We start from the raw sequence: 17,457 nt of genomic DNA on the forward strand, positions 1-17,457 counted from the left end.
CTCCTCGGACGCCGCGCCACCGTCGTCGGCGGGGCGGCGGGGGTCCGCCTCTTCTACGACCAGTCCGTGATGCGGCGCAAGGGAGCGATGCCGGCAGCCGTCGCTCGTCCCCTCTTCGGCCGCGGCGCCGTCCACGGACTCGACGGCGAGGCGCACGAGCACCGCAAGGCGATGTTCGTCGGCCTGCTCATGGACCCGGCCCGCGTCGCCGAGCTGCACCGCATCGCCGACGACCTCCTCGTCGACGCGCTCGCCCGCTGGCGTGCCGCCGGCCGCGGCGTCGTCTACCCCGACCTCTCGCGCGTCTACGGCCGCGCCGTCGTCCGCTGGGCCGGCATCGAGGTGCCGGCCGAGGTCGAGGAACGGCGCGCCGACGACATGGCCACCATCGTCGAGGACTTCGCGACGCCGGTGCGCCCGTACCTGCGCGCCCGGCGGGCGCGGGTCGTCTGCGACCGCTGGGCGATGCGCCTGGTCCGTGAGGTCCGCGACGGGCGCCGACGCGTCGGTGAGGACAGCGTGCTCCACCGCATCGCGACGCACCGCGACGCGGACGGCAGGCTGCTCGATGCCCACACGGCCGCGGTCGAGCTGCTCAACGTGCTGCGTCCGACGGTGGCCGTGGCGCGCTTCGCCGCCTTCGCCGCCATCGCCCTCGACCTCAACCCGGCGTGGGCCGACCGCCTCGCCGAGGAGGTCGACGAGCGGGGGAGCGCGGTCGGCGGGCCCCTCGCGGTCGCCTTCGCCCAGGAGGTCCGGCGCCTCTACCCGTTCGTGCCGGCCCTGGCCGCGATCGCGACCCGCGACACGAGCTTCGAGGGACACACCATCCCGGCCGGCAGCCGGGTGCTGCTCGACATCATGGCCACCGACCACGACCCGGCCGAGTGGCCGGACCCCAACTCCTTCGACCCGGACCGGTTCGTCGACTCCGGTGCAGAGTGGAGCGACCCGTTCGTGCCGCAGGGCGGCGGACGGCCCGGGACCGGTCACCGCTGCCCGGGCGAGATGGTGGCCGTCGGGCTCCTCGCCCTGACGTGCGCCCGGCTGGCGTCGCAGGAGGCCTCGCTCGTTCCGGGGCAGGACGCCGGCTGGCGCTGGGGGCACGTGCCGGCCCGGCCGCGGTCCGGGCCGGTCGTCACGCTCGGTGCCGGCTCACGCCGGGTTCGGGCCGCTGTCCTCGCCGGGGGCCGCGACGACCGGGATGCCGACGAGGCCCAGGACCTGGTGGGCAACACTGCCGGCGTCGGCGTGCAACGTGACCGCGGCACCGGCGTCGACCGCTGCCCGGCACACGGTCTGCAGGACACGGACACCGGCGCTCGCCAGGTGGGTGACGCCGCTGAGATCGAGGGTGAGCGGGCGCGTCGCGGCGCGTGACCCGATCGCCAGGTTCGTCGCCAGCTGGTCGGCGGTCGCGGAGGTGACGGGTCCGACGACGGTCAGCGTGCCGGGCTGGTCCGGGGGCCCGTAGACGATGAGCTCGTCGACGAGGCTCGCGCCCGCCGGTCTGCCGCTCCCGCCACCGTTCCAGCCTGGCCCTCCGGTGAGCACGGCGGCTCGGCGGCTCAGCCTCCGGGTCGTCGTCACGGTCGTCCCCTCGGCAGCCTCGGCTCCCCCTCCCGTCGCGCTCACCCCGGTCGTGGCCAAGGGTGCCGTGGGGGCGCCGTGTGCGACTGTCACCGAGTCGGTCAGCTGGCCGACCAGGGCCAGACCCAGCCCTCGCAGCCGCATCCCGGCATCGAGCAGCGGGTGCTCCGGACGGGCGCCCGGTGCGACCTCCGGCTCACGCCACCGGCCGTCGTCGGCCACCGACACGGTCGCGACGCCGGACGCGTCGAGCCGCGCGGCGAGACGCACGGTGACGCCGCTGCCGTGGCTGCCGGGGCCGGCGTGCTCGACGCAGTTCGTGGCGAGCTCGAGGACGACGTGGCGAAGGTCGCTGCGGTCGTCGTCGCCGGCGCCGGTGTCTGCGAGCCACCGGTCGAGCCGGCCCGCGAGGGCGGTGACGTGCGGAAGGTCGGCGGGCACGGTGAGCGACAGGTCCTCGACCGCGTCGACCCGGCGCGCCGCGAGGACGGTGATGTCGTCGGTGAAGCCGGTCTCCCGGGTCATCATCTCGAGCGACTGCACGCAGACCCGATCGGCGCGGTTGGCCGGGGCGCGGGGCCGTAGCGGGCGCACGTTCACCGCGTCGGTGACCACCTGACCGAGCTCGACCGTGCTCTGTTCCCAGGACCGATCCGGTCGCTCGAGGATGCCGTCGCTGTAGAGCAGGAGCAGCGCCGAGTCGGCCAGCGAGGTGCGCGCCACGACGGACGGCGCCCCACCGCCGAGGGGGGTGGCTCCCGTGGGCGCCAGGTAGTGCCACTCCTCACCCGTCACGACGAGCGGGGGTGGGTGGCCGGCCGTGCAGTACTCGACCTCACCGGTGCGCGGGTCGAGGGCCGCCACGCACACGGTGGCGGCCACGGCGGCCGGGACGTGCGCCGCGACGGCCTCGAGAGCCGCGAGCGACGCGGCGACGCCGGCACCGGCACGGAGCCGCTCCTCCAGGACGGCGCGCAGCTGACCCATCGTCGCGGAGGCCACGACGCCGTGCCCGACCACGTCGCCGACGACGAGCGCCACCCGTCCGTCCTCGAGCGGCACCGCCCCGAACCAGTCGCCCCCCGCGGCCGTGTCGGACTCGGCCACGAGGTACCGGGCCCCGAGCTCGAGCCGGGGCAGCACCGGCACGCCCGTCGGCAGCATGGACTCCTGCAGCGCGGTCATCGCCTCACGGTTGCTGCGGAACCGTTCGTGCCAGTGCTCGGAGGTCCGCTCGGCCGCCTCGCGCCTCCGGACCTGCTCGGTGACCTCGGAGCCGACGGTCAGCACGCCCCGGACCGTGCCGTCGGGACCGCGGAGAGCGTCGAAGCGGAAGTTCCAGATCCGCTCCTCCAGCTCGCCGGACGGGCCGGGCAGGGTGAGTGGCCACTCGGTGCCGACGAACCCCTCGCCCGTCCTGAGCACCTCGAGGATCCGCTCCTCGATCCCGCTGCCACGCAGCCAGTCCGACCCGCGCAGCACCGACCCGAGCGGGCCGAAGGCCGGTTCGAGCACCTGGCGCGCCAGCGCGTTGAAGGCGACGACCCGCAGGTCGGGGCCCTCCATCGCCGATGCGGGCACACCGAGCTGGTCGAACGAGGCGACGACCGCCTCGAGGGAGGTCGCGATCGGGCCGAGCTCGATGGCGTCCCGCGGGTCCCGGCCCGGATGCCGCCGGGTCACCGGCCCAGCTCCTCACCACCGGCGGCGCTCGGCGGGACTCCTGCGGCGGCGGCCCCCTCGGCGGCCGCGGGCGCCGAAGGGAGCGAGCCGGTCTCCTCGACCTCGGCCGCGATGTCGCGCAGCTTGCGGTTGAGGTTCTGGCTCGCCTCGCGGAGCAGCTCGAACGCCTCCGAGGACGTGACGAGCCGCCGCGCCATGATGACGCCGATGGCCGTGCCGATCTGGCGGCTGCTCGTCAGCGCGGCATGGAGGTTGTCCGCGTCGTTGGCGCGGAGGCGCTGCTCGACGGCAAGGGCGGCGAAGGGCGCGATGACGGACGCGAGGTGGACGTCAGTCTCGGTGAAGGCGTCGGCCGCCGTGGAGTAGAAGTTGATGGCTGCCCGGTCCTCGCCCCCAAGGGCGAGCTGCACCGACAGCATGCTGCGCACGCCGGTCTCCTCGACGCACCGCGGTCCGAAGGCGGACCACCGCTCGTCGACCGCGAGATCTCCCGACGAGACGATGGAGTCTCCTTCCGAGGCATCGAGGCACGGGCCTTCACCCTCGGCGTACTGGAGGGCGTCGACGCGCTCGGGCAGCTCGTCGGTGGCACTCAGCGTGCGGGGCCGGGCGCCGGCCCGCAGGAGCGTCAGGGCGCAGTGGTGGGTGTGCGGCAGCGACCGCGCCGCGAAGCGCACGACACGGTCTGGGTCGAGGCCGGAGCCGTCGGCCGCCGTGAGCGCTGTGCCGAGGTCGCTGAACTGACGGCCCACCTGTGCGAGCCCGAGTTCGCTGTCGCCACTGGTCATCAGCACCGTCCGTCGACGTCTCCGGAGGCTCCGCGGGGTGGGCGCGGGATCCGGCCGTGGTCTCGACCCTAGTCGCGTCCCACCGCGGGTCAAGGTGGGCTGCCACGCGCGCGGCGGCCCGGTCACGGTCTCACTGCACGACCCAGACCCCGTCCGGCCGGCGTCGGGCCAGGCCGAGCCGGGCGAACTTCTCGAGCCACGACTCCATGGGCCACCACCCCCAGCGCCGGGCGAACCGGTTGGCGTTGGCGACGATGTCGGTGAGGTGCTGGGTGGGCGGGTCGGACGTCGGGTGGTGCTGGTGGTGGGCGCGAGCGCCGCCGACCCAGGTCAGCGTGCCCCCGGCGGCGGCCAGGCGCTGGCCGAAGTCCGTGTCCTCGGCGCCGTAGCCGACGTACGCGGGGTCGAAGCCCCCGATGGTCCGCCACGTGCGCACGGTGGTGGCGAACGACAGCGACCAGAAGAGCCGGACGTCGTCGGCGACGAGGGTCTCGTCGGCACCGAGGGTCGGGCGCCCCGGGTGCGGACTGCTCAGAGCGTCGAGGTCGAGCTCCCGGTAGTCGCGCCCGGTGGGCGGCGGTGGCAGGTAGGCGACCTCGCCGGCCAGCACCTGCAGCCGCGGCGCGTCCGGACGCGCGAGCAGCGTCGCGTAGCGCTCGACGAGGCCGGTGGAGGCGATGCAGTCGACGTCGAGGAGGACGAGGTGGGACGCCCCGGCCGCCTCGGCGGCGTGGACGCCGAGGTTGCGGGCGGCGGCGAGGGGCAGGCTCGAACCCACCCGGTCCATGGCGGGGACGAGCACCGGTGGCGTGCCGCCTCCGGCGGCCGGGCCGGGCCACCGGGCGCGCACGAGCTCTTCGATGTCCGGGTCGTCCATCGCCACGACGACGAGGAGGTCCGGGCGACGGGTCTGGCGGCGCAGGCCCCACAGGTGCCGCTCGAGGTGCTCGTGGCGTCGGTGCACGATGGTGACGACGGCGACCCGGTCACCGCCCACGGCCCGCCCCCACCGGCGTCCGTCCTGGTGGAGCCGCCCGGGTGGCGAGGGCGTCGAGGCGCGCGGCTGCCTCCGCGGCGCCGCCGCCGGCCGACCACCCGGACCACCCATGCCCACCGAGCTCCAGCGCGCGCCGCAGGATCGCGGGCCAGCGTGTTGCGTCACCCGGCCACGCGGACAGGCCCACGGCCGCGTGCAGCCGTTCGACCGCCTCCGCCGTGGCGACCTGCTCGCCGAAGGGCCGCTGCTGGGCCACGACGACCGCCGGACGGCGCAGCGCCGCGACGTCCGCGACCGCGTTCTGGCCGGCGTGCGTGACGACGACATCCGCTTCCGCGAGGTCGGCGGCGAGGTCGGGCGACGGGTTGAGCGGACTGCGCTCGACCCAGGTCCAGCCCGGTGTCACCGCCCGCGCAGCATCGAGCTGGGGCGCCCCGACGTCCGTGCCGCCCGCACCCCAAAGGACGAGGACGCGCCGCGGTCCGTCGGCGTCACGGGCCCGCATCCCGTCCGGCGCGGGGGCGACGCCGTCCCGGTGCGCCGCCGAGGCGTCGAGGCGCGTGATGCCGCCGACCGCCCAGAGCTTGCGCCGCCAGTGCTCCGGCCAGCCGGCGTCGTGCGTGCCCGCCGGCCACGGTGCGAGCAGCGCGTCCGCGAGGTCGTAGGCGAGCCGGTGCGCGCGGTCGCGACGCTGCCCGGGCATCGCCACGACCACGACCGGCACGCCCGCGAGGCGCGTCAGCACGGAGACCTCGACGGAGACGTCCACCACCACGAGCGACGGACGGGCCGTCGCGAGCCACGACGCCACCTGCGCCGTGCGGTCGGCCAGGCCGTCGTCGTGCAGGGGAGCCCAGTGCAGGACGCCGTTGCACGTCACGTCGAGCGCCGTGAGGTCGGCGTCCGCGGCGACGGCGGCGTCGTCCCGCTCGAGGCGCAGCCACGGGCCCTCCCAGCCGGCCGGCGCCGGCAGCGAGCTGAGCCCCGCGACGGGCGTCCGGAGGTGGGCAGCCACGGCCTGCAGCCGCGCCAGGTGGCCGTGTCCGTGGTGGTGGACGTACCAGCCGATCACGCGGCACCCACCCGTGGTTGCAGGCTCGCGTAGACCGTCAGGTACTCGTCCACCATGCGCTCGACCGAGCAGTGCGCCAGGCCATGGGCCCGGCAGCGCCCCCGGTCGAGGGCGGCGGCCCGCTCGACGGCGGCGGCAGCCGCGGCGTCGTCGGCCGCGGCCGGGAGCAGGACCCCGACGTCGGGGGCGACGAACTCGCCCAGGCCGCCGCGGTCGAGGGCGACCACAGGGGTGCCGCAGCTCAGCGACTCGGCGGCCACGAGGCCGTACGGCTCGTCCCAGTCGGGGGTGACGAGCGTGACCGCACTCGAACCGAACAGGGCCACGAGGCCGGGGCTGGCCAGGTGGCCGAGGTACTCGGCCCCGGGCCCGAGCAGCGGTCGTACCACGCTCTCGAAGTAGGTGCGGTCACCGATGGGCCCCGCCAGTCGCAGGCGCCGTCCGGCGGCCCGGGCCATCGCGACGGCCCGGTGCGGCGCCTTCTCCGGGACGATGCGACCGACCCACGCCAGGTCCGGACCGCCCGGTCCCGGCGTCCACCGCTGCGCATCGACGCCGTTGTGCACCACGCGCGCCGGGGTGACGTGCGACCACGCCCGCGCCGTGTGCCGGCTCACGGCCGCGAAGTGCGGGCGGCCGCCCTCGTGCCCGGTCGCGGAGGCGATGGCCACCGCGGGCTCGAGCCACGGGGTCGGGGGTGTGTGCAGGGTGGTGAGCACGGGTGCGGTCAGCAGGCCCGCCATCGCGACGGGCAGGTGGTGCAGGCTGTTGTTGTGCACCACGTCGACGTCCGTGCGCGCCCGCAGGGACAGCATGACCTGCAGGTAGGCGTGGTGGTCGCGCAACCAGGCCTCCGGCACCATGGCGACGTCCGCGCGCGCTGCGTCGCTGAGGCGGAGCGGGCTGACGTCGAGCTCGTGCACGTCGAGGGCCGGGTCGCTGCCCGGAGCCGCGAAGACCGTGACGTCGACACCTCGGGAGCGCAGCCCCCGCGCGAGGTGCCACGTCAGCGACTCGAGCCCGCCGGCGAACGGCTCGGCGATCGGGTAGGCCGACGCCGCGATGATCACGACGTGCATGCGGTCCTCGGATCATCCACAGCCGCAAGGACGTTGGCGTAGACCTGCTCGTGCAACGCGGCGATGCGCGCTCGCTCGCGCCGCCGCTCGAGAGGATCGGCGCGCCACCCGGGGCGGTCCCGGTGAGCCGCCCGCAGGACGTCGGCGAGGGGGAGCGCCCGCGAACCGGGCAGCCGGTCGGACGGCTGGGGCGCGGCGTAGGACAGGCAGGGCCGCTGCTCCGCGTAGTAGCCGCAGTCCGGGGCGGCGACGACGGTACCGAGGTCGTAGCACGCCTCGAGCCACCCGGAGTGGGTGCCGAACCTATACGGCAGCACCGACACGTCGAGCGACTGGAGGTAGTCCCAGAGCTGGTCGTCGGTGAAGTAGTCGTGCACGTGCAGCTCCACTGCGCCGCGACGCTCCAGGCAGCGTAGATGTCGCTCGACGTCGACGGCGTGGCGGTCGTACCCGGCGGTCATGACGTCGGTGTGGGCATCGACCCGTAGCCGCGCGTCGGGGAGGCCGGACAGGGCCTCGACTGCCGCGTCGATGACGGGCAACGGGTCCATCCCGGCACGCAGGCTCTTGGCGTGGACGCCGACGACGAAGCCGTCGTGGGTCGCCCGAGGTGCGCCGAGCCGCCCCTCGTCGACGACGTGCGGGTGCGGGACGACGAGCGCCTCACGGCCCCAACGGTGCCGGATCACCCCGGCCGCGCCCGGCGTCAGCGTGAGGACGGCGTCTGCCGCCTCCACCAGCACGCCGAGCTGTGCGTCGTGCAGAGCCGGGTCGAGGTGGTGCGGGTTGCGCAGGTCATGGACCGTGAGCACCAGCGGGCGCCCGTGCCGCCGCAGGGCCGCGACCAGCTCGGTCAGCGTCTGCGGGGAGACGGCGTCGAAGCCGAAGTGGACGTGCATGAGGTCGAACTCGTGCGCGTGCTGCTCGACCCATCCCGGCTCCAGCATCCGCGGCGGCCACCACTGGGCGTCGGGCACGTCGGCCCGTGGACGCGGGTCCGGCAGCCGTGTGACGGACGTGTCGCCGTCGGGGGCGGCGAGGTGGCGGACGTAGACGTGCCCGGAGGGGACGGAGGCGATGACGGGACTCAAGCTGGTGCCTTTCGCAGCAGGCACGCAGACGCACGGTGTGAGGGGGCGCCGGCGGGACGGGGGCCGCGTGGCTCGAGCTCCTGGTCGGGGTGTACCCACGGGCCGTGTTCTCACACGCTTCGCCCACCGTGACGGCGTCGGCACTGTCCGAGCCGGGCAAACCGCGGTGCCCGGGGGCGCTGGGACGGGCAGGCGCCGGGTACGCATCGGGCATGGCAACCAACGACCACGACACCGCACCCGTCGCAGAGCGCCGGGAACCCGAGGCGCCGACCGACCTGCCCAAGGAGTCGCTGCGGGCCGTCCTCGCTCGCGCCCGCAGGGAGTTCAAGCGCGACCGGCTCACCGACCTCGCGGCTGCCCTCACCTACTACGGGCTGCTCGCGCTCGCGCCGGCGCTCGTCGTCCTCGTCGCAGCCATGGGGCTGGCGGGGCCGGACGTCGCCGACCGTGTCGTGCAGCAGACGCAGTCGCTGGCCCCCGGCTCGAGCTCCCAGCTCGTCGCGCAGCTCGTGCACCAGGCGCAGTCGAACCGGACCGGCGCCGGCATCGGGGCCCTCGTCGGCATCCTCGTGGCCCTCTGGTCGGCGTCGGGCTACGTCTCCGCGTTCATGCGCGCCTCGAACGTCGTCTACGACGTCCCGGAGGGTCGGCCGATCTGGAAGACCGTGCCGATCCGCATCGGCGTGACGGTGCTGGCCGTCGTCGTGCTCGTCGTGGGCGCCGTGATCGTCGTCGTCTCCGGCCCGGTGGCCCACCAGGTCGGCGACCTCATCGGCGCCGGCGACACGACGGTGCTGGTGTGGAACATCGCCAAGTGGCCGGTGCTGCTCGTCCTGCTGTCGGTGCTGCTCGCTGTGCTCTTCTGGGCCAGCCCCAACGCCCGCCAGGGCGGCGTGCGCTGGGTGAGCCCGGGCGGTGTCATCGCCGTGATCGCGTGGCTCGTCGTCTCGGCGCTGTTCGCGCTCTACGTCACCTACTTCGCCTCGTACAACAAGACCTACGGCTCGCTGGCCGGGGTCGTGGTCTTCCTCGTCTGGTTGTGGCTGACGAACATCGCGCTCCTGCTCGGGGCCGAGGTCAACGCGGAGCTGGACCGCAGCCGGGCCATCGCCGGTGGCCTGCCCGAGCACGTCGAGCCCTTCGCCGAGCCGCGCGACACCCGCGCGATGGACGAGGACGAACGCGCCGCGGCCGAGCGCGCCGTCCGCTACCGCGAGGGTGGCCGGGCCGAGGACGGGACCGACCGGCGTGACGATTCCCGTGACGATTCCCGTGACGATTCCCGTGGCGATTCCCGTCGCGAGGGCCGTGGCGAGGCCCGTGGCGAGGCCCGTGACGAGGACCGCTACGGGGACCGCGTCGAGGGCCGGGGGTGACGGCGCGCGCGCCCGGGTCGGCAGACGCCCACGGCGCGCGGCTCATCGACACCCGGGTACCACGAGATCCGCAGGGCATCGCCCTGCTCCTGCACGGCGGCGGCAGCCGCCCCGGTGCGATGCGGGTCAGCCCGGCCCAGCTGTCGGTGCTGCGGCTCGTGCCGACCGCCTCGCGGATCGCTCGCTCGGCTCCACGCGTCGCGGTGCACCGGCTCCTCAACAGCTACCGCGGGTGGGACACCCGCCACACCCCCGTCCAGGACGTCGCGTGGGCGCTCGACGCGCTGCGGGCCCGGCACGGGAGCGTCCCGGTGTGCCTCGTGGGGCACTCGCTCGGCGGTCGCGCCGCCATCCTGTCGCTCGGCCACCGGGACGTGCGCAGTGTCGTGGCGCTCGCGCCCTGGGTGCACACGACCGACGCGCCGGGTGGCGACCTCGCGGACACGTCGCTGCTCGTCGTGCACGGCGACGACGACCGGGTCGCCAGCCCGGAGCGCGCCTTCCGGGTGGCGCGCGCTCTCGCCCCGCGGATGCCCGTCGGCTACATCGCGGTCCGCGGGGGCCGGCACTCGATGCTGCGGCGACACGAGGTCTTCGACGGCCTGGCCGCCGCGTTCGTGGCCGACACGCTCGGGCCCGGGCGCTCCCCGGACCCGCTGCGCCCCGTCGGTGGCGGGTACGCCGGTGTCGTCGCCCGGGCGCTGGCGGGCGAGGCGTTCATCGAGGTGTGAGGCCGTCTGCGTCCGGGCGACGAGGGTACGGAGCGGGCGACCCGCTGACCCTGGCAGCCGCGTCGGTGACGTGAGCAGCCCCATCCCCCAGGAGATCCCGTGCCTGATGTCGTCGACCTGATCCTGAGCGACCACCGCGAGGTGGAGCGGCTGTTCGCCCTGCTCCGTGACCCGGAGACCCGGGCGCAGAACGTGCCTGTCCTCGTCACCCTCCTCACCGCGCACAGCCGCGCCGAGGAGGCCGAGGTCTACCCTGCCGCCCGCGACGAGGCCGGCGCCGCCGACGACGTGGCCCACTCGCAGGCCGAGCATGCCGAGGCCGACGAGCTGCTCGCGCGGTTGCAGGCGTGCGACCCCGACTCGAGCGAGTTCGACGGCGTCCTGTCCGAGCTCGTCGACGCGGTGAGCCATCACGTCGAGGAGGAGGAGGAGACGGTGCTGCCGGCGATGCGCTCCGGTCTCGACGGGGCCCGACGTGTCGAGCTGGCGGAGGCGTTCCTCGCCAGCCGGGCCGAGCACCTGGGCGCCGGACCCGACGACATCACGCTCGAAGAGCGCCGCCAGCAGGCGGCCAACGCCGACATCGACGGTCGCGCGGGCATGGGCAAGGACGAGATCGAGAGCGAGCTCAAGGCCAAGGCCGAGGAGGAGGAGGAGTCCGAGGGCTGAGCCGTCGCCGGTCGGCACGAAGCGGAGCCGGTCGCGGACGCGCGGCCTCGCTCTCCGATCGAGGCGGCCCTGCGGGGGCGGCTCAGCCGAGGTCGACGACGGACTCCCAGGGTGTGGCCACTCGCAGCTCGCGCAGGTAGTGGGCGAAGCCCTCCGGGGCACGCCCGGTGTCGCGCGAGGAGGTGACGACGCGTCCGGCCGCAGTGGCCTCGACGCGCCCGCCGACCTGGCGCACCGCGTCCACCAAGGCGACGTCCTCGTGCGCGAGCAGCGAGCGGAAGCCTCCGGCGGCACGGTAGGTCGACAGGCGCACGCCGAGGTTGGCCCCGTGCACGTGCCGGTGGCCGTCGGCGAGGTCGTGGGCGCGCACCCAGCGCGCGAGAACGGCCGGCTCGAGCCCCTCGTCGGGCTCGACGGTGCCGACGACCGCGTCCGCGCCCGCCTCGGCCAGCCCCACGTGCACGGCCAGCCAGTCCTCGGGCACGCGGCTGTCCGCGTCGGTGCACGCCACCCAGACGCGATCGCCCGCCGCGGCGTCGCGGCAGCCGATGAGGCGGACCGCACCCTCGACGCCGGCGGCACGGGCAGGGCCGACACCGCCACTCGTCGTGACGACGCGGACCCAGGGGTAGCCCGCGGCCACCCGCGCCGACCGGTCGGTGCACGCGTCGAGCGCCACGACGACGGCGACCTCGAGGTCGGGGCGCTGCCGCTCCAACGCCGACGTCGCTCGGGCCAGGGCCGACAGGCAGGCGCCGAGGAGACGCTCCTCGTTCCGCGCCGGCACCACGACGGCGACGTGCGTCAGTGCCGTGGGGCGCGCGGTGGGGGCGGAGGTCCGCGTCACGAGCGGCTCCCTTCGGGGTCGGTGGCAGCAGCCGTGCCAAGGGTGCGGGCGGTGTCAGTGGGGGTCGCGCGGGTGAGGACGGTGAGGAGGAAGTCGGGCTCGACGTGCTCGACGAGCACGCTCAGGTCGGTGCTCGCCCGCCAGAGGTCGTGGACGGCGGAGCCGTCCAGGGGCCACCCGACGATCTCGTGCCGCCAGTGGCAGAGCACGACGGCGCCGTCGTCGGTCAGGCCGGCCGTCACGAGCCGGCACAGCTCACGCAACCGGTCGGGGCTGAGGAAGTAGCCGACCTCCGACACCACGACGAGGTCGAAGGGGCCCTCGGGGTGGTCGGTCACGGCGTCTGCGCGCCTCACCTTGACGTGGGGCAGGTGCCCGAGGCGGGCCCGGGCGTGCCCGACGGCGGCGGCGCTCGCGTCGATGGCGATGAGGGTCTCGCACCGGGGCGCGAGGTCGGCCGCGAGCGTCCCGACGGAACAGCCCACCTCGAGGGCGCGGGTGAAACGTCGACGCGGGAGCGCGGCGAGCGTCACGGCGCGCTTGCGCTCCTCGTACCAGTCGGTCTCGGTCCGCCACGGGTCGGCCTCGTCGCGGTGCAGCAGGTCCAGGGCCGCGTCGGGCTCGGCGGCTGGTTCCAGGAAGGTCTCGTGGTGGCGCAGGAAGTGCGAGACGAAGCCGGGCGAGAGGAGCTGCTCGTCACCGGGCTGGTCCGACAGGGGCGCGAGCTGGGTGCGATGGACGGCGAGCGCCTGGGACTTCGAACGGTGCGTCATCGTGTCGAGCGGCAGCACCAGGGCGTCGGCCCAGGGCGTTGCTTCGCGGGTTCCCCAGTGCCACAGCCAGATCGGATACTCCACGGCGCGCGCGTCGGTGCGTTGTGCGGCGATGCCGGCCGCGCGGCCGGCTGCCTCGTGGTCCGGGTGCCCGTCGCCGCGCCACGGTGCCGCCACGAGCGTCGCGGCACCCGCCGCGCCGATGGCGTCCACGACGGCGGCGACGATCGCGTCCAGGTGTTCGGCGAGGTGGCCGTCGGGGAGCCCGCAGGTGACGAGCCGCGCGTCCGCGGCGAGCATCCCCACCGCGGCGCGCGTCTCGGCCTCGCGCTGCACGGCCAGGGCCTCGGGCGTCCACGTCGGCGAGTTCGGATGGGACGCCTCGCCGTTGGACAGCAGCACCACCGTGACCGCCAGTCCCGACGCAGCCGCCAGGCGCAGCAGGCCCCCGGCGCCGAGCGTCTCGTCATCGGGGTGCGCGGCGACGACGACCAGCGCGTCGTGGGCTGACAGGTCGAGCTGGGGCAGGTCGCCCCACTCCGGGCAGGCGAGCCAGTTCTCCTCGCCGGTACCGGGCTCGTCGTGCCGGAACGTCACGGCATCCGCGCTCACGGGGTGACCCCCGACGCCTCGAGGAGGCTGCGTCCCAGCGCCGCGGCGTCGCGCTCGGCGTGCTCCTGGCGGACGTACAGGCGCAGGTCCGCGACCCGGGCCGCGTGCTCCTCCTCGAGGGCGAGGGGGCCCGGACCGAGCGCGTGGTCGACATGCCCGAGGACCTCGTCGACGGCGTCCGCGACGACACGTCGGACCCGGAGGGCGAGCCGGGCACCGTCGTCGCCGACCGCCTCGCCCGCGTCGACGGTCCGAGCCGCGTCGGCCAGCGTGGCCGAGGCGGCGTGGAGCGCGGCGTCGACGGCGCCGAGGTGCATGAGGGCGACCTGGTCCGGAGTCCGGCGCAGACACTGCTCGAAGAGCCGGGCCGCCACCGCGCAGGCGCCGCCGAACCACACCGCGGCCACGCCGATGCCGCCCCATGCGAAGCCGGGCCGTGCGAGGTACCAACCGGGTTCGCCGATCGGTACGGCCTCGGCCTCGTCGAAGGCCACAGGTCCGCTCGGGACGGCGGAGAGGCCCCGGGCGACCCACGGCACGGGTTCGACGTGGGTCGCGTCGGTGCGCAGGTCCACGGCGTAGAGGCGTCGGTGCTCGTCGTCGCACCACGCGGTGACGAGCGCGTGGCTCAGGGTGCCGGCCAGCGAGCACCACGGCTTGGTCCCGCTCAGCCGGGCCGGGCCGGGCTCTCCGGACGCGGGTGACGCCGCGGTGAGCCGGGTGCCAGGTCCCTCGGCCGCGAACACGCCCCACGTCTGGCCGTCGTGGACGCGAGGTACGTCGAGCCCCGACGCGCCCGCCTCGGCGAGGATGGCCGTGGCGTCGAGGTGCGGCTCCAGAGCGCGAGCCACGGTGAGGTCCCCCGCAGCGACGCTCGCCAGCGCCTCCCACAACATGGCCGTGGAGCCCGAGCCCGGGAGCGGGAACGCTTCGGGGACAAGGGATCCGATTTCGAGCCCGAAGTCGGGGTCGCCCGCCCGCTCGCGAGCGAGCCCGCGCAGGCGCACGGCCACGGGGCCGAGCGTCGAGCCGTGGATGGCCGGGGCGAAGGGTTCGGCGCGGTCGTCCGTGACGCCGTCGGAGCGGTGCGCCGCCCGGGATCCGCGCCGCTCTCCACGGGCGTGCGGCGCGGTCGCGGTCGGGGCCACGGCGTCCTCCATCGTCGGTGCAGAGGTCGACGACCCCCTGCGGTCGTGCCTCCCTTACCCGGGGGAGGCATGTTCGACGCGGCTGGTCGCGCGGGGGCGCGGCGCCTAGAGGACGACGCCGTCCCGACTGCGCTTCTGAATCTGGACGACGCCGCCGTTGTCGGCTTACCCCGGGCACCGGTGTCTGATTCATCCGGCGCAGATCATGGGCCGCGACGCGCGGGCGGGTGGTGGGCCCAGCGTGGGCACCACCGATGCGCCGGACGTCCCTGCTGCGACGACCCACGCAGGAGGTGCGCAGGAGGTACGCGCCGCGACGGCGACCCGCCGCGTCAGCGACGTGCCGACTGCTCGCCCCGGAGCGTCTCGTGCGGGGCCTCGCCGTACCGGCGGCGGTACGCGGACGCGAAGCGGCCCTGGTGGTAGAAGCCCCACCGCATGGCGACGTCGGTGACGGTGGTGCCGTCGTCGCGCTCGCCGGCGGCGAGGTCGTCGTGGGCCCGGTCGAGGCGCACCCGGCGCACGTACTCCGACGGCGTGGTCTCGAGGTACCGGCGGAACGCCTGCTGAAGGGCCCGTGGTGTCACACCGGCGGCGGCCGCGAGCTCGGGCAGCGTCAGGGGCTCGTCGGTGTGCGCCTCCACGAGGTCGAGCGCGCGCGACAGGGACGCCGAGGCCATGGCGTCGTCCCGGTCGGCCGAGGTCGGGCCCTGGTCGGCGGTCGTCGGGAACGTCCGCAGAACCGTCGCCGCGAGGTCACGGGCCGCAGCGTCGCGAGCCAGCGGCGTGACCCCCGGGGCCGACAAGGCCCGGGCCGCGTCGTCGATGGCGGTACGAAGCGCCTCCCCGCGGCGTCGGGTGACCGGCCGGTGGTCGAGCAGCCGCACGGGAATGGGGTTGTCCGACTGGCCGCCGGCGACCTCGGTGAGCAGGCCGGGGTCGAACATGGTGATGCTGTAGCGGGCCTCGTTGATGCGCCCGCGGTAGGCGCGGTCGGGTGGGGAGAAGCTGAACACCTCGCCCGGGCCGAACGAGGTCGCGTGACGCGAACCGGCGACGCGGTGGTCCTCGACCGAGCCGGACTCGATGCTGCAGAGGCAGATCTTGCCGAGCGCACTCACGTCGTAGAGCATCTCGAAGCCGAGGTCGATGTGGTCGACCGTCAGGTCGTCCGGGCCCTCGACGCGGTCGACGTGGGCGTGTGGTGAGGGGGCGGTGCTGCCGATACGCATCGGGGCGTACGCATCGCTGAGGAAGGTCTCGATGCGATCGAGGTCGGTGCTGTCGAAGACCACGGAGTCCATGGCTGGGTCCATTCGCTGCGGCCGTGTGGCCGGGAGGATCCCTCGAGGGAGGGGATGGGGCGGGCCGCGGTCTGACCCCACGCCATCTCCTCGACCGTACCGCTCCTCGCGGGCCCGGCGTGATTGCGAGGGCTGTGGATTGTCTGGGAGCACGACACGCGGCGCCGTGGGACGACACTCGTTTGCCTCGCTCGTCGGCCATCGTCTAGGTTCGGGCCGGGCGCACCCACCACGCGCCCAGTCAGTTCTGCCCGACCGCCTTGTGTCCGCGGTCCCGCTCCACGTGTCTGCGTGGTGCCCCGGATCGGAGACACACATGCCCAAGCGCGCCCTCGGTGCCCCTCGCAGCCTCACCGTGCGGTCGACCCGAGGATGAGCGCCCACGCCCAGCCGGTGGGTCTGCGGTGAGCGACGGCGTCAACTCCGCGGCCCTGGCCGCCAGCCTGCGACGCCTCGACCAGCGCGGAGACCCGAGTGCACTGCGGCCCTCGCTCCAGCGCGTCATCGAGGCGTGCGACCAGCTCTTCGACGTCGACGGCAGCGGCCTCATGCTCACCGACGAGCACGGTGACCTGCACTACACGGCGGCCTCCGACGGCCCGGGCACCCTGCTCGAGCAGGCGCAGATCGAGACCGGCCAGGGCCCGTGCATCGACACCTTCACCCACGAGATCGCCGTGGACACCCCCGACGTCACGAGGGACTCCCGCTGGCTCGACCTGGGTGGCCGGCTCCACGGGCTCGGGGTGGCAGCGGTGCTCGCCGTGCCGGTGCACCTGGCCGGAGTGTGCGTGGGCAGCCTCAACCTCTACCGGGCCCGTCCCGGAACGTGGGACCACGCCCAGCAGGCCGCGCTGGAGAAGTTCGCAGAGGTCGCCGAGACGATGATGTCGGCGGCGGTGGCCGCCGACCACGCGGGGGAGCTGGCGAGCCAGCTGTCCTACGCCCTCGACTACCGCGCGCCCATCGAGCGAGGCGTCGGTTACCTCATGGGCCGGGACGGGCTCTCGCAGCCCGCCGCGTTCAACCTGCTCCGTTCCACGGCGCGCAACAGCCGTCGCAAGATCGCCGACGTCGCCGAGCACCTGCTCGGCACCGGCCGGCTGCCCGGGGAGGAGAGGGCATGACCCCTGACGAACCGCCGGTGGCGGCGGGGTCCCTGCCCTCGGCCCCGTCGGCGCCGCCGACCGAGAAGGCAGCGTCCGGGCGGTACGTCGATCCGGCGGGCGCGTCGAGGCTGGGTCCGTCCCTCTCGCCGGCGGCGCTCGACGCCATCCAGCGCCTCGTGGACGCACTGGCTGCCGAGGAGCCAGACCCCCACGCCACCGCGGCGGGCCACGAGCCCCCGGCGGAGCTCGACGACGTGGTCCGGCACCTGCGCGACCCGGACCGGGCAGCCCGGCCCGTGGTCCGGCTCGCCCAGCTCGCCGTCCAGCTCCGACTGGAACGTGACAACCTGCACGTCGCCCTCGAGACCAACCGGACGATCGGCGTCGCCGTCGGGGTCCTGATGGCGCTCCGTCAGCTGACCCACGAGGACGCGTTCGAGCTGCTCGTGAGCATCAGCCAGAACCACAACCGCAAGCTGCGTGAGGTGGCTGAAGCGGTGGTGCGCACCGGCCTGCTGCCGGGGGCCGAGGACCTCGACTGAGGCGTCTGATCACTCCTTCGCTGGGTAGCGTCCCTGAGAACCC

General features: G+C 74.9%; 15 protein-coding genes and 1 pseudogene. 6 read left to right on the forward strand and 10 right to left on the reverse strand.

Going from position 1 to position 17,457, the window contains the following annotated elements; translation table 11 throughout:
* Positions 1-465: 465 nt before the first annotated feature.
* Positions 466-1,029: pseudogene (locus RY076_RS09705) on the forward strand (cytochrome P450); the annotation flags it as partial.
* A gap of 126 nt (positions 1,030-1,155) precedes the next feature.
* Here RY076_RS09705 and RY076_RS09710 read toward each other — a convergent pair.
* The 6 genes from RY076_RS09710 to RY076_RS09735 form a co-directional block, all read right to left on the reverse strand.
* Entirely contained in the window at positions 1,156-3,273 is a 2,118-nt protein-coding gene (locus tag RY076_RS09710) for a SpoIIE family protein phosphatase (protein ID WP_323097455.1), read from the reverse strand.
* Positions 3,270-4,061, reverse strand: a complete 792-nt coding sequence (locus RY076_RS09715) for a GAF and ANTAR domain-containing protein (protein ID WP_323097456.1) — start codon at positions 4,059-4,061, stop codon at positions 3,270-3,272. Before RY076_RS09715 ends, RY076_RS09710 begins: the two co-directional genes overlap by 4 nt.
* A 130-nt stretch (positions 4,062-4,191) precedes the next feature.
* A complete protein-coding gene (locus RY076_RS09720; protein ID WP_323097457.1) occupies positions 4,192-5,058 on the reverse strand; it encodes a glycosyltransferase family 2 protein in 867 nt (288 codons plus the stop codon).
* Positions 5,048-6,130 carry a glycosyltransferase gene (locus RY076_RS09725; protein ID WP_323097458.1) on the reverse strand — a complete coding sequence of 361 codons (1,083 nt, stop codon included), beginning with the start codon at positions 6,128-6,130 and terminating at the stop codon, positions 5,048-5,050. The genes RY076_RS09720 and RY076_RS09725 overlap by 11 nt, the downstream gene beginning before the upstream one ends.
* Entirely contained in the window at positions 6,127-7,209 is a 1,083-nt protein-coding gene (locus RY076_RS09730; RefSeq protein ID WP_323097459.1) for a glycosyltransferase, read from the reverse strand. Before RY076_RS09730 ends, RY076_RS09725 begins: the two co-directional genes overlap by 4 nt.
* Positions 7,197-8,300 carry a glycosyltransferase family protein gene (locus RY076_RS09735; protein WP_323097460.1) on the reverse strand — a complete coding sequence of 368 codons (1,104 nt, stop codon included), beginning with the start codon at positions 8,298-8,300 and terminating at the stop codon, positions 7,197-7,199. Before RY076_RS09735 ends, RY076_RS09730 begins: the two co-directional genes overlap by 13 nt.
* A gap of 212 nt (positions 8,301-8,512) precedes the next feature.
* Between RY076_RS09735 and RY076_RS09740 the strand changes: the two genes are divergently transcribed.
* The 3 genes from RY076_RS09740 (at position 8,513) to RY076_RS09750 (ending at position 11,079) form a co-directional block, all read left to right on the forward strand.
* The gene (locus RY076_RS09740) at positions 8,513-9,679 is read left to right on the forward strand and encodes a YihY/virulence factor BrkB family protein (RefSeq protein ID WP_323097461.1); all 1,167 of its coding nucleotides are present in this window, start codon (positions 8,513-8,515) and stop codon (positions 9,677-9,679) included.
* The gene (locus tag RY076_RS09745) at positions 9,676-10,410 is read left to right on the forward strand and encodes an alpha/beta hydrolase (RefSeq protein WP_323097462.1); all 735 of its coding nucleotides are present in this window, start codon (positions 9,676-9,678) and stop codon (positions 10,408-10,410) included. Before RY076_RS09740 ends, RY076_RS09745 begins: the two co-directional genes overlap by 4 nt.
* 99 nt (positions 10,411-10,509) lie before the next feature.
* Entirely contained in the window at positions 10,510-11,079 is a 570-nt protein-coding gene (locus RY076_RS09750) for a hemerythrin domain-containing protein (RefSeq protein ID WP_323097463.1), read from the forward strand.
* Between the two features lie 82 nt (positions 11,080-11,161).
* Here the strand turns inward: RY076_RS09750 and RY076_RS09755 are convergent, their stop codons facing one another.
* The 4 genes from RY076_RS09755 to RY076_RS09770 all read right to left on the reverse strand — a co-directional run bounded on the left by RY076_RS09755 (position 11,162) and on the right by RY076_RS09770 (position 15,763).
* Positions 11,162-11,926 carry a glycosyltransferase family 2 protein gene (locus RY076_RS09755; protein ID WP_323097464.1) on the reverse strand — a complete coding sequence of 255 codons (765 nt, stop codon included), beginning with the start codon at positions 11,924-11,926 and terminating at the stop codon, positions 11,162-11,164.
* Complete coding sequence (locus RY076_RS09760; protein ID WP_323097465.1) at positions 11,923-13,311, reverse strand: bifunctional PIG-L family deacetylase/class I SAM-dependent methyltransferase; 1,389 nt, start codon at positions 13,309-13,311, stop codon at positions 11,923-11,925. Before RY076_RS09760 ends, RY076_RS09755 begins: the two co-directional genes overlap by 4 nt.
* Positions 13,308-14,459 carry an acyl-CoA dehydrogenase gene (locus tag RY076_RS09765; RefSeq protein ID WP_323097466.1) on the reverse strand — a complete coding sequence of 384 codons (1,152 nt, stop codon included), beginning with the start codon at positions 14,457-14,459 and terminating at the stop codon, positions 13,308-13,310. Before RY076_RS09765 ends, RY076_RS09760 begins: the two co-directional genes overlap by 4 nt.
* 332 nt (positions 14,460-14,791) lie before the next feature.
* Positions 14,792-15,763 (reverse strand): helix-turn-helix transcriptional regulator, encoded by a 972-nt coding sequence (locus RY076_RS09770; protein WP_323097467.1) that lies wholly within the window; start codon positions 15,761-15,763, stop codon positions 14,792-14,794.
* A 404-nt stretch (positions 15,764-16,167) separates the two neighbouring features.
* On the opposite strand from RY076_RS09770, the gene RY076_RS09775 reads away from it, so the two are divergent.
* Positions 16,168-16,890, forward strand: coding sequence for a GAF and ANTAR domain-containing protein (locus tag RY076_RS09775; protein WP_323097468.1), 723 nt, complete (start codon positions 16,168-16,170; stop codon positions 16,888-16,890).
* The gene (locus tag RY076_RS09780; protein ID WP_323097469.1) at positions 16,887-17,414 is read left to right on the forward strand and encodes an ANTAR domain-containing protein; all 528 of its coding nucleotides are present in this window, start codon (positions 16,887-16,889) and stop codon (positions 17,412-17,414) included. Before RY076_RS09775 ends, RY076_RS09780 begins: the two co-directional genes overlap by 4 nt.
* Positions 17,415-17,457: the final 43 nt, after the last annotated feature.

The organism is Intrasporangium zincisolvens, assembly GCF_034724055.1.
Taxonomy (GTDB): domain Bacteria; phylum Actinomycetota; class Actinomycetes; order Actinomycetales; family Dermatophilaceae; genus Monashia; species Monashia zincisolvens.

Coding starts and splice junctions, on each gene's coding strand:
- RY076_RS09715 (WP_323097456.1), bottom strand. CDS start 4,061: ATGACCAGTGGCGACAGCGAACTCGGGCTCGCACAGGTGGGCCGTCAG.
- RY076_RS09730 (WP_323097459.1), bottom strand. CDS start 7,209: ATGCACGTCGTGATCATCGCGGCGTCGGCCTACCCGATCGCCGAGCCG.
- RY076_RS09740 (WP_323097461.1), top strand. CDS start 8,513: ATGGCAACCAACGACCACGACACCGCACCCGTCGCAGAGCGCCGGGAA.
- RY076_RS09770 (WP_323097467.1), bottom strand. CDS start 15,763: ATGGACTCCGTGGTCTTCGACAGCACCGACCTCGATCGCATCGAGACC.
- RY076_RS09780 (WP_323097469.1), top strand. CDS start 16,887: ATGACCCCTGACGAACCGCCGGTGGCGGCGGGGTCCCTGCCCTCGGCC.